At 36.5% G+C, this 16736-nt stretch carries 16 protein-coding genes; 10 read left to right on the top strand and 6 right to left on the bottom strand.

The window, feature by feature from the left end:
- Positions 1–36 precede the first annotated feature (36 nt).
- Positions 37–945, top strand: a complete 909-nt coding sequence (locus tag MKX82_RS19835; protein ID WP_341079304.1) for a dihydrodipicolinate synthase family protein — start codon at positions 37–39, stop codon at positions 943–945.
- A 200-nt stretch (positions 946–1145) separates the two neighbouring features.
- Here the strand turns inward: MKX82_RS19835 and MKX82_RS19830 are convergent, their stop codons facing one another.
- On the bottom strand, positions 1146–1631 hold the full coding sequence (locus tag MKX82_RS19830; RefSeq protein WP_341079302.1) for a hypothetical protein: 486 nt from the start codon (positions 1629–1631) through the stop codon (positions 1146–1148).
- Positions 1632–1881: 250 nt separating this feature from the next.
- Between MKX82_RS19830 and MKX82_RS19825 the strand changes: the two genes are divergently transcribed.
- Positions 1882–2760: a radical SAM/SPASM domain-containing protein gene (locus tag MKX82_RS19825; protein WP_233316168.1), complete on the top strand. Its 879-nt coding sequence runs from the start codon at positions 1882–1884 to the stop codon at positions 2758–2760.
- A 168-nt stretch (positions 2761–2928) separates the two neighbouring features.
- Entirely contained in the window at positions 2929–3750 is an 822-nt protein-coding gene (locus MKX82_RS19820) for an alpha/beta fold hydrolase (protein WP_192486411.1), read from the top strand.
- A 46-nt stretch (positions 3751–3796) separates the two neighbouring features.
- On the opposite strand, the gene MKX82_RS19815 is transcribed toward MKX82_RS19820, so the two are convergent.
- From MKX82_RS19815 to adhP, 3 genes are all read right to left on the bottom strand, one after another.
- Entirely contained in the window at positions 3797–4936 is a 1140-nt protein-coding gene (locus tag MKX82_RS19815) for an MGDG synthase family glycosyltransferase (protein WP_341079301.1), read from the bottom strand.
- A gap of 4 nt (positions 4937–4940) precedes the next feature.
- On the bottom strand, positions 4941–5936 hold the full coding sequence (locus MKX82_RS19810) for a metal-dependent hydrolase (protein ID WP_341079299.1): 996 nt from the start codon (positions 5934–5936) through the stop codon (positions 4941–4943).
- Between the two features lie 336 nt (positions 5937–6272).
- On the bottom strand, positions 6273–7295 hold the full coding sequence (gene adhP, locus MKX82_RS19805; RefSeq protein ID WP_233316106.1) for an alcohol dehydrogenase AdhP: 1023 nt from the start codon (positions 7293–7295) through the stop codon (positions 6273–6275).
- Between the two features lie 206 nt (positions 7296–7501).
- On the opposite strand from adhP, the gene MKX82_RS19800 reads away from it, so the two are divergent.
- The 4 genes from MKX82_RS19800 to MKX82_RS19785 all read left to right on the top strand — a co-directional run bounded on the left by MKX82_RS19800 (position 7502) and on the right by MKX82_RS19785 (position 12299).
- Positions 7502–8464 (top strand): DUF4822 domain-containing protein, encoded by a 963-nt coding sequence (locus tag MKX82_RS19800; RefSeq protein WP_341079296.1) that lies wholly within the window; start codon positions 7502–7504, stop codon positions 8462–8464.
- 26 nt (positions 8465–8490) lie between these two features.
- A complete protein-coding gene (locus MKX82_RS19795) occupies positions 8491–9960 on the top strand; it encodes a sensor histidine kinase (protein WP_341079293.1) in 1470 nt (489 codons plus the stop codon).
- 12 nt (positions 9961–9972) lie between these two features.
- Positions 9973–10671: a response regulator transcription factor gene (locus MKX82_RS19790; protein ID WP_341079613.1), complete on the top strand. Its 699-nt coding sequence runs from the start codon at positions 9973–9975 to the stop codon at positions 10669–10671.
- A 221-nt stretch (positions 10672–10892) separates the two neighbouring features.
- Positions 10893–12299 (top strand): PQQ-dependent sugar dehydrogenase, encoded by a 1407-nt coding sequence (locus MKX82_RS19785; protein ID WP_341079292.1) that lies wholly within the window; start codon positions 10893–10895, stop codon positions 12297–12299.
- 9 nt (positions 12300–12308) lie between these two features.
- On the opposite strand, the gene MKX82_RS19780 is transcribed toward MKX82_RS19785, so the two are convergent.
- Positions 12309–12869, bottom strand: a complete 561-nt coding sequence (locus MKX82_RS19780) for a hypothetical protein (RefSeq protein ID WP_341079291.1) — start codon at positions 12867–12869, stop codon at positions 12309–12311.
- 219 nt (positions 12870–13088) lie between these two features.
- On the opposite strand from MKX82_RS19780, the gene MKX82_RS19775 reads away from it, so the two are divergent.
- Positions 13089–13805, top strand: a complete 717-nt coding sequence (locus MKX82_RS19775; protein ID WP_341079290.1) for a VCBS repeat-containing protein — start codon at positions 13089–13091, stop codon at positions 13803–13805.
- 286 nt (positions 13806–14091) lie between these two features.
- Here the strand turns inward: MKX82_RS19775 and MKX82_RS19770 are convergent, their stop codons facing one another.
- Entirely contained in the window at positions 14092–14733 is a 642-nt protein-coding gene (locus tag MKX82_RS19770) for a GntR family transcriptional regulator (protein WP_233316098.1), read from the bottom strand.
- A 274-nt stretch (positions 14734–15007) separates the two neighbouring features.
- Here MKX82_RS19770 and MKX82_RS19765 point away from each other — a divergent pair, with 274 nt between their 5' ends.
- Together MKX82_RS19765 and phnE are read left to right on the top strand one after the other, a co-directional pair.
- On the top strand, positions 15008–15925 hold the full coding sequence (locus MKX82_RS19765) for a phosphate/phosphite/phosphonate ABC transporter substrate-binding protein (protein WP_341079288.1): 918 nt from the start codon (positions 15008–15010) through the stop codon (positions 15923–15925).
- Positions 15926–15937: 12 nt separating this feature from the next.
- Entirely contained in the window at positions 15938–16735 is a 798-nt protein-coding gene (gene phnE / locus MKX82_RS19760; protein ID WP_341079286.1) for a phosphonate ABC transporter, permease protein PhnE, read from the top strand.
- Position 16736 lies beyond the last annotated feature (1 nt).

The following is a 16736-nucleotide window of genomic DNA, read 5'->3' as shown; positions in this document are numbered from 1 at the left end:
AGTTATGGGGTTAAGAATAAGAAAAAGGAGAGACCTATGAAAAAAGCTCAGTTTTTAACACCTGTAGTTACTGCTTTTGATGCTGAAGGGAATTTGGATCATCAGGCGAACAAAAGTATTTATGATTTCTTAATTAACGGGGGAATAGACGGCTTAGTTATTATGGGGAGTACCGGGGAATTTTTCTCTATGCAGTACAATCAAAGGGTTGAACTAATTGACCTAGTGGTTAACCATGTAAGGCATCAAACAAAAATATATATAGGAACTACTTGTATGTGCTTGGAAGAAACGATTGCTCTTTCTAATTATGCAATAGATGCTGGTGCGGATGGAGTCATGATTATTAGCCCATACTATTTTGCACTCTCAGATGAAAGTATTGAATATTATTATGATCAAGTTGCAAATGCAGTAAAAGGTGACATTTATTTATATAATTTCCCTGTAAGAACTGGTCATGATTTGTCCCCAGAGGTTACTCTTAGTCTCCTACGGAAGCATGAAAATATTAAAGGATACAAAGATACAGTTACAGAGATGGCCCATACGAGAAAGTTAATTCAAACAGTACGAAATGAATTTCCTGACTTTATCATTTATTCTGGTTTTGATGAGAATTTTGCCCACAATATTCTCAGTGGAGGAAATGGATGCATCGGTGGACTTTCAAATGTATATCCAGAAATCTTTTCAAAATGGGTAAAGGCAGTTGACGCGAATAATTTTGAAAAAATAGCCTTTATACAAAAGATCGTTAATAAAATGATGGAGCTATACGATATTGGTAATCCGTTTATCCCTATTACAAAAAAGGCGATGATGATTAGAGGTATCTCCTTACAAGAATTTTGTCAGAAGCCATTAATTAGTCCTAATCAAAAACAGACAGAAGTAATTGAATCTCTAATAAAAGAAATAGATGGATTGATTACTATAGAATAAATTGTAAGTCGAATTTATAAGCCAAATTGATTATTATCAGTTTGGCTTATTTTTAACTAGTTTAGAGCCATTAGCTGTTGAAAATTATTTATTCTAAATATATTTCAATACTCAAATTAAGCATTTATTAAACAAATGGAAATCGTTTAGAGAATTAAGAGTTCAAAATCCATTTTTAAAATGTGACACTAAGTCAGTTCTTAATCATCTACACGTTTTGCACTAGACCGTTTAAACCCGCCGTCCTGCCACAGTTGAAACAAATAGATGATTAACGAAAAACCGACCATCATAGCGACAACAGCTATTGTAGGCAAACTCGATTTACTTGAAACCATTCCTAGCCGTTGCCATATTGGGTAAACTATGTACATAAATCCCCCGTCCAAAAGGATATTAACAATCAAATATATCCAAAACTTCTCATAAGTAAAATGAAATACCCAGATAACAATCACTAAATAGGCTCCATATACCCAAGGAACCGGAATGATTTTATCCCATCCGAACAGACTAGAACCTGTCTCATTCCACCATCCATAATGATGAGCCGCTTGATAGGCCAAGGTATGAATAACGGTCATAAAAAGAGCGACCGGCATGTATCTGCGGACAGTATCCATTTTCAAAAAAAACAAGGAAAGCCAAGGCACTATCAAGAGTGACCAGAGGATGATCTGTTTCATGTTTATTAATACCTCACACAATAGTTTTATGATTAGTGTTGCTCTCGGTTCTTATATTTATTCGGATGCATCCTTTAAAAGTAACTAAAATATAATTGTGATTCCATATATAATGGAATCTATACATAACAAAAATAATAACGCTAGTTTCCATGAATAAGTATGTTTCTATTTATGAACAAATATGCTCTAATAGGGATAGATAATAGTTCATACAGATGTGAGTAGTTAAAGAAGTGAGGAATTAATGGTGAAAAAATTCAAGAAGTTTTACTTAGAGATTACAAGTGTATGTAATCTTGCATGCAGCTTTTGTCCGCCAACAGAACGACAGAAGCAATTCATTTCTGTGGAGGATTTTTCTAAGCGATTAGACCAAATTAAACCGCACACAGACTATATTTATTTACACGTAAAGGGTGAGCCGCTGCTTCATCCTAAAATAGGCGATTTGTTAGACGTAAGCCATGAAAAAGGGTTTAAAGTTAATATTACAACAAATGGAACATTAATTAATAAAAAGAGAGAAAAATTACTAAATAAGCCTGCGCTAAGACAAATGAATTTCTCACTCCATAGCTTTGATGGCCATATTGGTTCTAAAGATAAGGAAGGGTATGTGAGAAGTATTCTTTCCTTTATTAAAGAAGCTACGAGCCAATCTGATATGATAGTTTCCCTGAGATTATGGAATCTCACTCAAGATAATACGACGAATTTGGAAAGAAAACGAAACAGAGAGTTGCTTGAAATTATTGAGAAAGAATTTGAGTTAGACTTCAAAATTGAAGAGAAGGTCACACCAGGAAGTGGTGTTAAACTAGCGGAACGCATCTTTATTAATCAAGATTACGAGTTTCAGTGGCCTGCATTACATGAGGAAGAAGATGATGGAAAGGGCTTTTGCTATGGTATGCGTAATCAAGCAGGTATTTTAGCAAACGGAACGGTTATTCCTTGTTGTTTAGATGGTGAGGGAGTTATTAACCTTGGTAACATTAATGATAATTCATTTTCTGATATTATCGAAATGGATAGAGCAAAAAATCTTGTAGAGGGTTTTTCACGAAGAGTGGCAGTAGAGGAACTCTGCAGAAAATGCGGATATCGTAAAAGATTTGGAAAATAGAGAGGCAATTGAGTAGGAGGTAGTGAGTTAGTTAGATAACTCACTACCTCCTTTAGATTTTATAGACTAAAAACAGGTGAATATATTTGGAAAAAATAATGTTTCCTGTATCCTCCAGCTCCAATTGATTAATAATAAAATCAATTGGAGCTGGAGGAGTGGAACACAATGACTGTCAGTGGATTAAAACAAACCTATCTTAAAGTATCTGGTATCAACTTATACTGTGAATACATATTGAATGATAAACCACCAATTCTTTTGATCCACGGCTTTGCATCCTCAACTTATACGTTTCGACGCATTGTACCTTTATTGCAAGAGCATTATTCTGTCGTTGCTGTTGACCTCCCTGGATTTGGGAAAAGCGAGAAATCGACTTCGTTTATATACAGTTTTCAAAATTATGCGAAGCTAATGTTAGAATGCATGGAACAGTTTGGATACTCTAATGCTCATATTGTTGCTCATTCGATGGGAGGTCAAATAGCGCTTTATATGGCCATGATGGCTCCTGAGAAAGTTAATAAATTAGTTTTATTATGTAGTTCTGGATATTTGAAACGGGCGAAAAAACCGCTCGTTTTCACTTCATATTTACCTTACTTTGAGAAGCTTGTTTATCATTATATTCAAAGAAGGGGTGTCATACATCATTTGAAAAATGTCTTTTTTGACCAAACATTAATCAATGATGAAATGATTCGAGAATTCGGTAAACCGCTGGATGATATGGGATTTTATAAGGCTTTAATCCGACTCCTGCGACATCGTGAGGGAGATTTACTGCCAAAACAGCTGAATGATATACAAGTGCCAACATTATTGATATGGGGCGAGGAAGACCGTGTTGTTCCAGTGGGGGTAGGAAAACGCCTTGTTAGTGATTTACCCGATGCACAGTTAATTACCTATGAAAAGACAGGACATTTAATTACAGAGGAACGTCCAGAGCTTGTTTTTAAGAATATCATGATGCATATAAACTGATAAAGGAAAAAAAGGTGCTTGATTAAGCACCTTTTTTGTTAATTCATTAAGATAGTTTTTCTTTGGCTGCTTCATAGTAAGGGTCGCCAACCTCTAGAATAAATTGCAGAATGTCTTCTGCTGCTTTTGTATTGATAAAATTGCGTTGACTAACAATCATTTCATTTAGTTTCTCACCATTATTTTCAAGTAAACTTGTTAACGTATATTTAATTTCCCTTGGTTTTTTACAGACTACGCCTAAATTAAAGTTCTCTGCAAAGGTTGGATTATCCTCTTCCTGACCTGGCAATGCTCCCGTAATAATAAGTGGCGTATTGGTAGCTATTGCTTCAAACATGACGTTAGGACTTCCTCTAGTAAAGGCAATATCTGCTGAAAGCATGAGATCTTGGATGTTTTTCGTGAAACCATAAATCTCTACTCGATCACCATATTTGGCCTTAAGGGACATTTCCAGCTTGGTTTTTAGATTGAGATTTTTTCCAGCTACTATTTTAACGTTACAATCAAAATGGTTCAGTAAATTTTCAGCTATTTTCTTCATATTACCAACACCTTCACCACCGCTCATAATTAAGCATGTTAAAGATTGGCCTTTTTTATAAAATTTACGATGATTATAACTTTTAGGGAAAAATCGGGATCGGACAGGAAAACCGGAAACCTTTATTTTTTCATCTGGAATCCCAAATTCAATGCATTTATTTTGAGCTTCAGAGGTAGGGCTGATAATATAGTGTGCTCTTTTGTCTGCCCAAAGAGGAAAAATATTCACAAGATCAGCAATGAGAGTAAAGAAAGGAATATGAATATCCTGCTTTTCTAAAATATTTAAGATAGAACCATTAAAGTTAGGATGAACCGATAAAATCATGTCTGGTTTTACATCTTCCAGTAATTTTAGAAAATTATCTCTAATTAGTGATTCAATAAAATTGTCTACTAGATGGGGCTTCAATGCAGATAGTTTCCAAATCATTTTCCAAAGATTTTCAGAGTTTCTTGTGATAGGGCCATAGGATTGGCCAATTTTTAAAAGCAACCGTTTACCGAGAGAAAATCCATCTACTACAAAAATTTTCACATCATTATGAGATTGAACTTTTTCACACAATGATTCTGTGATGCTTTTATGCCCATGTCCTGTAATATCAGAGGAGATTATCAGTAATGTCTTTTCCATAGAATCAGCCCTTCTTTAAGATTGTTGTATTTTTTAATTGTTTTATAACTTGCTTATATTGTTTCAAGGAGTACAGTGTACCGATAAAACAGTCTCTAATCTTGTGATCGGATGATACAGAAAGGATGGCAAGAATGGGAAAAAACTTATTGGTACGAAAACGCAGATCCTTCCAATAGACCAAATATCCATTCTTTCTTTTAAGAACAAATGGGTATGCATATTGGGTGCTAGAAAGAAAATCGGAAATAAGCGGGTGGCTTTTACTGTCTGTGACTATTTTTGGATATTCTATTTTCTTTACAAGAGAGTGATCGACCTTAAGAATGCCATTTGAGTAAACCCCAAATAAAAAGTCTTCTTTCGTCTCAATGATAACGTCCCAATGAAACAAGGAAATACGTGGGATTAATTTAATTCGAATAGAGTGATGAAAATGCAGATGCAACGTTCTCTTAATTAAAACGGTCGACAGAGTTCGAACAGTAAGATATAGAATAATAAAGATATAAATAATTAAAAACACTTTGCCCATTTCATAAAACGGCAGCAGGCAAAAGCCCAGCAAATGTACGAATAGGATAGTAGGATCTACTAATGGAATGGAGTCAAAGGCAATCCATTTTTTCGAGAAGGGCAGTAAAACTTGAGTTCCATGAACATTGAATAAATCAAAAAGCACATGCAAAATAACAGCTAAAAATGTCCATAAAAGTAAATGAAGGAAGGAAGATTCCGGGAAAAAGGCATAAATAATACCTGAAACAGCGAGACTCCATAATGGCAATGCTGGGAGAGAATGGGATAAGGAACGGTGATTTCGGATATAACTTCCTTTGCCCTTCATACGATAGATGAAGTCAAAGTCAGGAGCATTTGAACCAATTACTGTTCCAAACATAACAGCTTGTGACAGGGCAGGTTGATTAGCAATAACAGGATCAATATGAGCAAGGGCAGCTAATCCAAAACCCATAATAATGTGAGAACTTGTATCCATATAATCACTCCTTATCATTTTTCAATATAAACCACTTTGTATATAGGTAAGTCCTCTTCATTATATTTGGTATGTGTTCCTTCATTCGTGATTTAATGTAAAGATTATGTAGAGATTCTGTATGAAAAATGGCTTTTTAAAGATTGATAGAAAGTAAGGATAGTATTTCAAACGGTGAGTCTATGATTTTGGATTGATAAAAGGAGTTAAATAGGGGAAGGCAGAGGTTACAATCTTTTTACTTGTAAACCGCCTGCCTTTTTTGTTGATAAATATTGGGAATATATAACCTAAGCTTATGTCAGAATGCACGTATTCATGGTTTCAGCAATCACACTAGCACTGTTTAAAATCAATCACCATCCGTCCTTGAATCTTACCATGCGCCATTTCCTCAAAGACATCCTGTACTTCCTCTAAGCAGCGAGATTGCACAATTGGAACTACTTTTCCTTCTGCTCCGAATTGGAACGCTTCTTCTAAATCTCTGCGTGTGCCAACTAATGATCCGACTACTTCTATCCCATCAAGTACAAGGCGTGGAATATTTAAGTCCATCGTCTCTGATGGCAGGCCGACTGCGACAACTTTACCACAGGCGCGGACTGCGTTGACGGCAGAGTTAAATGCTGTTTTTGAAACAGCTGTTACAACTGCTGCATATGCTCCACCGAGTTGTGCTTGAATGATTTTATCAGCATCCCCCTGTGTGACAGGATTGATTGTCATATCTGCTCCTATTTCTTTAGCTAATGTTAATTTATCATCATTAATATCTACTGCAATAACTTTTGCGTTAAATACATGTTTAGCATATTGGATAGCAAGATTTCCTAATCCGCCACAGCCATATATTACAATCCACTGACCAGCTTTTATGTCGGAAACTTTAATCGCTTTGTAGGTAGTAACACCTGCGCACGTGATGCTGCTAGCTTGTGCAGGGTCTAGTCCTTCAGGCACTTTAACTGCGTAATCGGCTGTTACGATGCACTGTTCAGCCATCCCTCCATCGACACTGTAGCCAGCGTTTTGGACGTTGCGGCAAAATGTTTCTCTGCCTGTTGTGCAGTATTCACATCTGCCGCAGGCTTGGAACATCCAGGCAATACTGACTCTATCGCCAATCTTTAAGCCAGTGACGTCATCTGCAATTTTTGATACAACTCCAATCCCTTCATGTCCAAGGATTCTGCCTTCCACATTACCAAAATCACCAGCAGCCACGTGCAGGTCAGTATGACATACTCCGCAGTATTCAACATCTACCAAGGCTTCACCAGATTTTAGCGGTCGCAATTCCTTTTCAATAATCTCAATGTTTGCTTTAGATTTTGGATTAACTACTACTGCTTTCATAAATGTGATTCACTCCTTTAGTGATTAAGAATATTACTAGTTTCCTTTAACCTTATTACGGGTTCATCATAACACGGAAATCCACCATAAAATTGTGAAATATTGAACAATTTATGAATTTATATTTTGTTTATATTTGCGATATAAGGAGTTTAGTATTGGTCTCTAAAATAAAGGTAAGCAAATGATAAAGGAGAGGAATAAATATGGAGAAAAAATTTAAATTGGCAGCAGCAGCTTTTTTAAGCTCAATTACTATTCTTGCGGCATGCAGTGATACAACAAATAATGAAGCGAAATCAGACTCTGCAAAGAATCAGCAGACAGAACAGGAAAGTGTGGTCCAACAAACAAAAGGTCAAGAGATGGCCGATATACTAGGCAGCACAAATTGGCAGGGTACTCGTGTTTATGATAAAGATAATAATGATCTTACAAAGGAGAATGCTAACTTTATTGGCTTAGCAAAGTATGATTCAGTGACTGGACATTATGAATTTTTTAATGCCGAAACTGGTGAGACACGCGGTGATGAAGGCACGTTCTTTATGACAAATGATGGTGCAAAGCGTATACTTATTTCCAGTACAATGAATTATCAGGCAGTTGTTGATATAACAGAATTGGAAGCGGATATATTTACTTATAAACGCATGGGGAAAGATGCGGATAACAATGATATAGAAGTTTTTGTTGAGCATATACCGTATGATGAAAATGAGCTAACCTTCACAACACCAGCGCAAAATTTAACGGCTTCTACAGGGGATATTGTTACAGAGGAAGATGGAGATAATATTCTTGGCAGTACGTTATGGCAAGGTACAAAGGCTGTTGATGAAGAAGGCAATGATGTTACTATGTATAATGAAAACTTTATCAGCTTAGCAAAGTTTGATAAATATACAAATCAATATGAATTTTTTAATCTGGAAACAGGGGAAAGCCGCGGCGATTTTGGTTACTTTGATGTAACCAATGATAATAAAATCCGTGCACATGTTTCAATCGGTGAAAATAAATATGGTGCAGCGTTAGAGCTTACTGAGTTGAATGAAAATAGATTTACTTATAAACGTGTCGGGAAGGATGCTGAAGGAAAAGACATTACCATTTTTGTAGAGCATGAACCATATAAAGGAGAATCAAAACCGTCCTTTAGCTTTTAAGAAAGCATTGACTATCTCCTTTATAAATGGAGAAGGGAATCAAGATGACCATTAAAAATCGGTTTTTAATTTCATATATTGGCGGTATTGTGATTGCGAGTATCTCTATTCTCGCAATCCTATGTATTTTGTTTTATGTAATGACCGGTACTGTTCCGACACCGAAAACATGGTATCAAACCTTTACGAAGCAGCGCTCCTTGAGTCCAGAAGAGGAGCTTGCTTACGTTGAGCTGCGCAATATTGCAAAAACAGATCCAGACCAGCTTTTAGTAGAAGATGTGCAAACAAATTTCCAAGATATTGAGAAAAAGTCACTCGGTGTTGTCATACGCCATGATAAGGATATTTTGTATTATTCCAAAGGCTTAGTTGAAAAATCGCTAGTTGTTCATTTTCCAGTTTTTGATGCAAATAATATTGAAACAAAAGGAACAATAGATAACGCAGGAAGATTATATCGTTTTATTAAGTTTGATTTTTATTATAGTGATCAGACAAAGGGAAGTATTCTCGTGTTAAAAAAGGAAAATAATCTATTAGAGTTTTTTACTAAATGGGGAATTGCTATTATTATCATTATCCTACTTGCATCATTTGGAGCTGTGCTGTTTTTGAATCAGCTATTACGCAGGACTATTATTAAGCCTTTAGAAAATTTAGGACAGTTCATGTCTGAGCTGCGCGAGGAAAACTTAATAATTGAAACACCAGCCTTACCGGAGAGTACTGCAAAGGAAGTGCAGCAGCTGAAAGAAAATTTTGAGAGTATGCGCGCAACACTTTTAGCCTCTAAAAAGGAAAAGCAAGGTCTTGAAAATAATCGAAAAGAATTAATTGCGAGTATATCTCATGATTTAAAAACTCCAATTACATCTATTATCGGTTATATAGAAGGCTTGCGAGAGGGGGTTGCTGATACTCCTGAAAAGCAGGAAAAGTATTTGAGAACAATTCATTCTAAATCACTTGCTTTGAATCAGTTAATAGAAGAGCTCTTTCTGTACTCCAAGCTTGATGCAGAAGCAGTTCCTTTCCAATTTGAACGTATTCAGCTTTCCGATTTTCTTGTGCATATGGCAGAAGAGTTTCAATTATACAACCAAGATGTTAAGTTCCAGATAAATGCGGCTGATGAGGTATATGTTTCTATTGACCGTATGCAAATGAATCGGGCATTTAATAATCTATTTGAAAATAGCTTAAAGTTTAAGAAGCTAGCAGAGCCATTATCTATAACAATAGAAGCATTGGCAGCTGCTGATAATGTTGAGGTATATGTCACAGATAATGGACAGGGAATTGCAGATTTTCAGCTTCCTTATGTATTTAACCATTTTTACCGTGGAGAAGCAGCGCGTACAACGACGACAGGAGGCAGCGGCTTAGGGCTTGCTATCGTTAAACAAATCGTCGATAAACACCATGGAAAAGTGCAGATTCAAAGTAAGTTGCAATTAGGCACGACTGTAACAATAATATTGGCAAGGGCTTAAAGGGAGGTGTCTATCATACTGTCACCAAGAGTATTAATTATTGAAGATGATATTAGTATTGCTGAGCTGCAAAGAGATTATTTAGAGATACATCAAATGGAGGCTGAGATTGTAGTAGATGGTTTAGAAGGTGTAAATCGGGCATTAAATGAACCCTTTGACTTAATTGTTATTGACTTGATGCTGCCTTCTTTGGATGGTTTTGAAATCTGCCGGCGGATTCGTGAAAAGAAAAATATTCCTCTTATGATTGTTTCGGCGAAAAAGGAAGATATTGATAAAATAAGGGGACTCGGCTTAGGTGCAGATGATTATATGACCAAACCATTCAGCCCGAGTGAGCTCGTTGCACGTGTACAGGCCCATATAAAACGGTTTAAGCAGCTGACAGGTGCTGAATATTCACAGGATATTCTAGAAGTGAAGGATATTCTAGTCGATAAAGGTGCACGTAAAGTATTTATTTTAGGGCAGGAGTTTATTTTTCCTACGAAGGAATTTGATTTACTTGTGTTCTTTATGGAGCATCCAAACCGCGTATGGACAAAAGAGCAGCTTTTCAGGCAAGTTTGGTATATGGATGATTTAGATGGTGATGTATTTACAGTTGTAGTTCATGTTGGGCGTATTCGAGAAAAGTTAAAAAAAGGGAAATTATCAGAGTTGCCGATAGAGACTATTTGGGGAAGTGGTTATCGCTTTAATAGCTAGCAGAAATGTTTCACATGAAACATTTTAACTTCTATTAGTGCTTAGTTTCATTAGACAGCTTGGTTAAAATGAGTTCGTTATATATCGAACTCATTTTTTTTGTTTAGAGGAGGTAGCTAAGTGCGATCCTTTTTCTCATAAAATCTCCCATCTTAATTTAGTACTTATAAAACAGCTCAAAACATATTCTTATAAAAGAAAATGGGGGGAGGTCAAAGCAGTTGAAAAAAGTTAAAGTTGGTTTACGCCCGATTGTAAGTAAGATAAATTTGCCCACTGTAATGAAAACAGCTGTACTTCCAGGTGATTCTGTTGAAAGTTTATTTATTGCAACCCAGGTAGGAGAAATCTTTTATGTGGGTAACGGGAGGATTAACACTTTTTTAGATATTCGCCCGCTCATCATACAATTAGGCAATAGTGGCGGATATGATGAAAGAGGATTGCTTGGGCTAGCTTTTCATCCTAATTTTAGGTATAACGGTTTGTTTTACCTTCATTATTCTGCAGCTGGAACACAGGGGCCAGGTGTTCAACTAGAAGATTTTAAACCTGACCCATGCAAGCCTGAAACTTTAAAGTTAAGGTGGACGAATCGAGAATCTCAGTATGACCATATAGATAAGGTAGAAGAATGGGGTTTACAATCTAGTGGCCAACCTAAAAAAAGACGGACATTGCTTAACTTAAGAAGGCCTTTTTCAAATCATAATGGTGTCAACAGCTTAAACTTTTCACCTGAAACAGGCAAACTTATTTTAACAACTGGGGATGGTGGATCAGGTTATGACCCATATAATTTAAGTCAAGATGATATGGAAATCGCCGGTAAAATTATTGAAGTGGATATAAATAAGTATACATCTACCAATAATCAACCTGTCGTTACTCGTTTTCATGAACTGCCTTCAGACATTCAGGAGATGCTCACTGTTATGGCAAAAGGAGTTCGAAATATAACAGGTATTTCATTTCAAAGTTATTATCATCAGTTTATTAAATATGCAGGAAATGTCGGACAAGATTTGGTAGAGTCTATTTTTGCATTTGTCCATTATAAGCCAATAGCGGTTACTCAGCTTGTTAAAGCTTATGATAGAAATATCAAATCAAGCCAAAAAGGACTGATAAATTTCGGCTGGCGGGGTTGGGAAGGAGATTTTCCTACATCCATTATAAGAGATTGTACGATTAACCCAGAAACTAAGGAGCAAATATGGAGCTTTTATAAGGAAGCTGTGACACTCTCAGGAAGTCGACTTCCGCCTTTAACCAGTTACTTTCATCAAGACCCTAGACCGGATAAATTTAGTGGAACAGCACTAACTGGAGTTCAGCCATACTTAGGAAATGAAATTCCTAGTTTAACGGGAAGAGTTATCTTTACTGATGTTATGCGCAAGAACTCTGCACGAAAAAGAGGTGCTTTAGCATATACAAGTGCAAGACCAGATGGGAAACAAAATGATTTTCATGTCATTGATATTAATTATGACTTTGGGCCGCAGTCAGCATACTATGTTAGCTTAGGATCAAATCTAAATCAAACTACCTTATATTTAGGAGTATATGGGTCTATGAAGGTAGCTGATTATAACCAGGGCACTGTTTTTGAAATAATTCCATAACCTTTATAGCTAGCTAGCAAACACTTTTAATCGTTTAAAAATAATTAAGGCAATTTCGACCCATATCCAGCTGTAAAGGAAGCAACAGAAAAAAATAAGGCCAATAGTAAGATAGGAAAGGGAGTTTGAGAAGGCTGGCCCTAGAATAGGATAGTGCAGTAAAAACAACAGAGTGCTTATGCCTAGCATTAAAGACAAAGTTCCAGCAGCAATAATACTTAATCTGTGTTTAAAGAAGTAAAAGGCTGCCCCAATGCCAAGCCCTAGTAATCCTGTTGTAAAAGGAAATACAATCAGTTCTGTTGGCTGAAGGATGAATAGCAATAAAATTGTTTGAAAATAAGCCAGAATTCCAAATGGAGTAGAAAGCATCGAATATAACAGAATAGGTGCTGTGGCAAGGGGGCTTAAAAGATAGCCTATTCCGGGAATAAAGCCGCCCGCAGATTGGAGAACAGCTGCTATACAAGCAAAAATCGCTCCTAAAATAAGCTTTTTCGTCTTTTTATAGGTTATAAATGTTTTTTGAGCTAAACGAACCTCATTAGAAACAGGTTTGAAATGGTACACAATTTCACCTCATTTTATATTCGTCTATACATTATATAGAAGAGGTGAATTTAATATTAATAAACGAAACTAAAAGGAGACATTTGCCTCCTTTTAGTTTCGTTATTTTAGGAGATATATTTTATCGTACAGACTCTATTGTCATCAAACACCATAGACTGTAGGAACGAAGTAAAAACGAGATATATAAGGAATCGCCAAGCTGAAAAGAGGGATAGTATGTATCATTATTATAGGACTGGGGTTAATCAGCCGGAAGTTGTTTCCTTTGCACGTGGTGATGTTAATGGGGATGGAATGCCTGATAATGTCTATTTAACTGGAACGAAGACAGCAGACAGTCCATTTATTCAAAATATTACGCTTCATGTTCAAGATGGAAGAACTGGCCAGGTAATAAGTGTTTCCCTACGTGAAAATGCAGGCTACAATCCTGTGTTATTTTTAGGAGATTTCACTGGAGATGGCATCGACGATATTTTTATAAGTATTGCCACCGGCGGCAGCGGTGGAATTATGTATCATTATATATATTCTTTGGCAGGGAATACTGCAAAACTGTTATTTGATTTCAATGTCTATAATGAACAATACCAGTACGAGGTTACGTATTTAGATCATTATAAAGTGAAGGTTTTCAGCAAGTTTAATAATCAAAATTATATAATCGATATATCAACAAGAGATGCAGATTATTTAAATGAAATTTATGATCCTAATGGTAAATTGAAGAGTCCTATCACTGGTTTTGTAAATCCTTTAAGCGGTTTGTATCCTGTAGATTTTGATTTAAATAATGTTTATGAACTATTAGCCTATCAAAAAGTCGCAGGCAGATATAATGCCGATTCTTTAGGTTATGTGCTGAATACTTTAGGCTGGTCAAATAATAGATTTGCGCTGCAAAATCAGTATGTTGCTATTTTGGGATTTTAAACTAGCATCTCTCCCTTCTTTTTACAAACAATTTATCTCCAATTAACACAACCAACTTGGCACCAAGTTACCCTTAAAACTGTGATAGTAGGAGTGGTTGCTTTTATAAGGGCTGTGCCGACAGTATTATAGGTGTTAATCTTTGCAGTTGCAATTCGATTAAAGAGAAAGCTGAAGGTTAATGGGTAAAACTAAAAAGTGCCGTACAAGAGAAGCTAGAATAGCTTTTCTTTTTGTTTGTTCCAAAATAAAAATAAACAGCCGCAACAACGGCCGTTTCCTGATTTTACTGAATTCCAGATCGAATAAATCGTTCCCGATTTCTCCCATAAGCCTCTTTACATAACCGCTTGACCTCCGCATAATTTTCGGCACAAACCGCTTCATAAATAGCCTTGTTTAGTAGATTGGCAGAGTAATGTTTTTGATGAGGTGTCAGCTTCCAATTGATAATGCCGAAATGGATAAGCTTATCCTTAACAGAATCCATGATTTGCAGCATTCTGTGGTTATTAGCTGAAGTGATCATACTTCGTGTGAACATCATGGATGAGTGCACATAGGAAGGATAATCATCCCTTTCTTCCGCTTCAAGCTGCTGATCTAAATGGGTTTTTAATTCTTCTATATTAAAGGTAAGGCCTTTTTCCTTAACGGAATCCACGGAAAACTCTTCTAAAAATAGGAATACTTCCATTACATCTAACATTTCTTTGAAAGATATTTCTTTTACGAAAATGCCCCTGTTTTTTAGTGAGGAGACGAACCCTTCTGTTTCTAAACGGGAGATGGCACTTCTAATAGGTGTCCGGCTCATGTTCAGCAGTTCAGCTAGTTCATTTTCTGATAAAAGGGATCCAGGCATATAAATACCAGTCATAATGTTTTCCCTGATTTTGTTGTAGGCGATGTCAACTAAGGAGGACATATTTCCATTTCCTTTCAAAATAGGATTGCACACTTATCTTACCTGATACTTTATGCAACCGCAACAAACAAAAGCTAAGTGATTTACTTACATTAACTTAATAGTTCGTTAATATGGACTTTACGTTAAGGCGTTATTCTATTATTGCATTCAAGTTGTATACAAGTTGCATTCAAAGGAGGTTGTCTTTCCGGTTTTTTGAAGTGATGTTCTTAGTCCTTATAAAAATAAAGATGTGGCCATACAGGAAAAAAATCGATAATTTCAGGAGGAAATGATGAAAAAACTTCTTTCATTTTTAGTGTTCATGCTTATCATATCGGGGATTTTAGCTGGCTGTGGGACAAGCAGTTCGTCAGGTTCTGCAAAAAAGGATAAGTTTGTTATTGCTTATCTGCCACAGGAGTCTGATGAACAAATGCAAAAAACATACAGTAATTTTGAAAAGGAACTCTCTGAAAAAATTGGCGTTAAAGTGGAGGCTTATCAGGCCAACAGCTATAATGCTGCAATCGAAGCGATGAAGAATAATAAAGCAGATATGGCTATGTTTGGTCCGTTCTCCTACATAGTTGCGGAGGAAAGAGCAGATGCAGAGCTTATTGCTAATCTAAATAATCCAGAATTAGAAGGACAGGCGCCATCTGTTATTGTTGTTCCTAAAGATTCAGACATTCAAACAATTGCCGATTTGGAAGGCAAAACAATTGGATTTGCTGATCCAGTATCCACAACAGGGCATTTGCTTCCTAAATCAACGATTGTTAAAGAGCTGGGCATTGGTGTAGAAGATCTGGAAAAAAGTTTCTTTAAAAGTGTGCAATTCGCTGGAGGACATGATAAGGCTCTTATAGGTGTTGTGCGCGGCCAATATGATGCTGCCGGGGTTTCTGCGATGATGCCGGCAATGCTAGAGGAAAAAGGAATAATTGAAAAAGGTTCCTACCGTGTTATTGCAGAGTCTGAATCAATTCCTGTTGGAGCACCATTTGCAGTAAGAAGCGGCTTAGATCAAGAAATGAAAGACAATATTAAAAAGTTTTTATTGAGCTACGATGATCCGCAGTATTTTAAAAATATTTTGGGTACGGAAAATGCAAAGTTTATGGAAGCATCTGATAGTGATTATGACCAATTGCGTGATATAGCTGAAATGCTTAACTTAAGTCCTGAGCAACTATTGGAAAGCTAAGGAGGAACTGATATGCCAGCACACAATAACCCTGCGCTGAAAACAGCTGAAATGCGCAAAATGAAAGGGACATTGTCCCTTATATTCTTCGCCATCCTGATTGCTTTTTCCGTTTGGTTTGTAGAAATGGATATATTTGAGCTTATCCAAAGCATCCCTTTATTTTTTCAGTTTTTATTTACAGATTTTTTTCCACCGAATATTAGTGATCTGAGCACATACCTTGGACCTGTTGTCGATACACTTATCTTTGCCGTAGTGACGACATGTTTGTCATCCTTGTTGGGAATTGTCATTGGATTTTGTATGGCGCACAATACGACGCCGCATTCAGCTGTTCGGCTGTTTTTCAGAGGGATAATTGCCTTTTTAAGAAATATTCCCTTCTTAGTATGGGCATCTATTTTGGTAGTAATATTTGGGGTTGGAACAATGCCAGGGCTGTTTGCGCTAGTCTTGTTTGGGACAAGCTTTTTATCCCGTGTCTATGCAGAATCGATTGAAGAGCTGAACAAGGAAGGCATCGAGGCTCTTGATGCTTGTGGTGCTTCCTATTTCCAAAAGATTAAACATGGAATTATTCCGCAGTTCCTGCCGGGCTTTTATTCATGGACGCTGTTTATGTTCGAAATTAACATCCGCGCTTCCGCCATTCTTGGGCTGGTAGGAGCAGGGGGAATGGGAAGCATCTTAAAGCAAACGATGGATTTGTTTCAATATGGCAAAACCTCTACCGTCATTGCCATAATGGTCATCCTGATTTTAATGGTCGAGTATGTAACAAACCGGGTAAGGGAGAGATTAATTTAAC

The sequence above is a fragment of the Niallia sp. FSL R7-0271 genome, from assembly GCF_038005785.1.
Taxonomy (GTDB): domain Bacteria; phylum Bacillota; class Bacilli; order Bacillales; family Cytobacillaceae; genus Niallia.
Note: the sequence above shows the minus strand (reverse complement) of the source record. Positions and strands in the feature narration are given on the sequence as shown.

Bases quoted from the DNA above. Each gene is read 5' to 3' on its own strand.
- MKX82_RS19835 (WP_341079304.1), top strand. From the start codon at position 37: ATGAAAAAAGCTCAGTTTTTAACACCTGTAGTTACTGCTTTTGATGCT.
- MKX82_RS19795 (WP_341079293.1), top strand. From the start codon at position 8,491: ATGGAGAAGGGAATCAAGATGACCATTAAAAATCGGTTTTTAATTTCA.
- phnE (WP_341079286.1), top strand. From the start codon at position 15,938: ATGCCAGCACACAATAACCCTGCGCTGAAAACAGCTGAAATGCGCAAA.
- MKX82_RS19830 (WP_341079302.1), bottom strand. From the start codon at position 1,631: ATGAAACAGATCATCCTCTGGTCACTCTTGATAGTGCCTTGGCTTTCC.
- MKX82_RS19820 (WP_192486411.1), top strand. From the start codon at position 2,929: ATGACTGTCAGTGGATTAAAACAAACCTATCTTAAAGTATCTGGTATC.
- MKX82_RS19800 (WP_341079296.1), top strand. From the start codon at position 7,502: ATGGAGAAAAAATTTAAATTGGCAGCAGCAGCTTTTTTAAGCTCAATT.
- MKX82_RS19775 (WP_341079290.1), top strand. From the start codon at position 13,089: ATGTATCATTATTATAGGACTGGGGTTAATCAGCCGGAAGTTGTTTCC.
- MKX82_RS19810 (WP_341079299.1), bottom strand. From the start codon at position 5,936: ATGGATACAAGTTCTCACATTATTATGGGTTTTGGATTAGCTGCCCTT.
- adhP (WP_233316106.1), bottom strand. From the start codon at position 7,295: ATGAAAGCAGTAGTAGTTAATCCAAAATCTAAAGCAAACATTGAGATT.
- MKX82_RS19815 (WP_341079301.1), bottom strand. From the start codon at position 4,936: ATGGAAAAGACATTACTGATAATCTCCTCTGATATTACAGGACATGGG.
- MKX82_RS19765 (WP_341079288.1), top strand. From the start codon at position 15,008: ATGATGAAAAAACTTCTTTCATTTTTAGTGTTCATGCTTATCATATCG.
- MKX82_RS19770 (WP_233316098.1), bottom strand. From the start codon at position 14,733: ATGTCCTCCTTAGTTGACATCGCCTACAACAAAATCAGGGAAAACATT.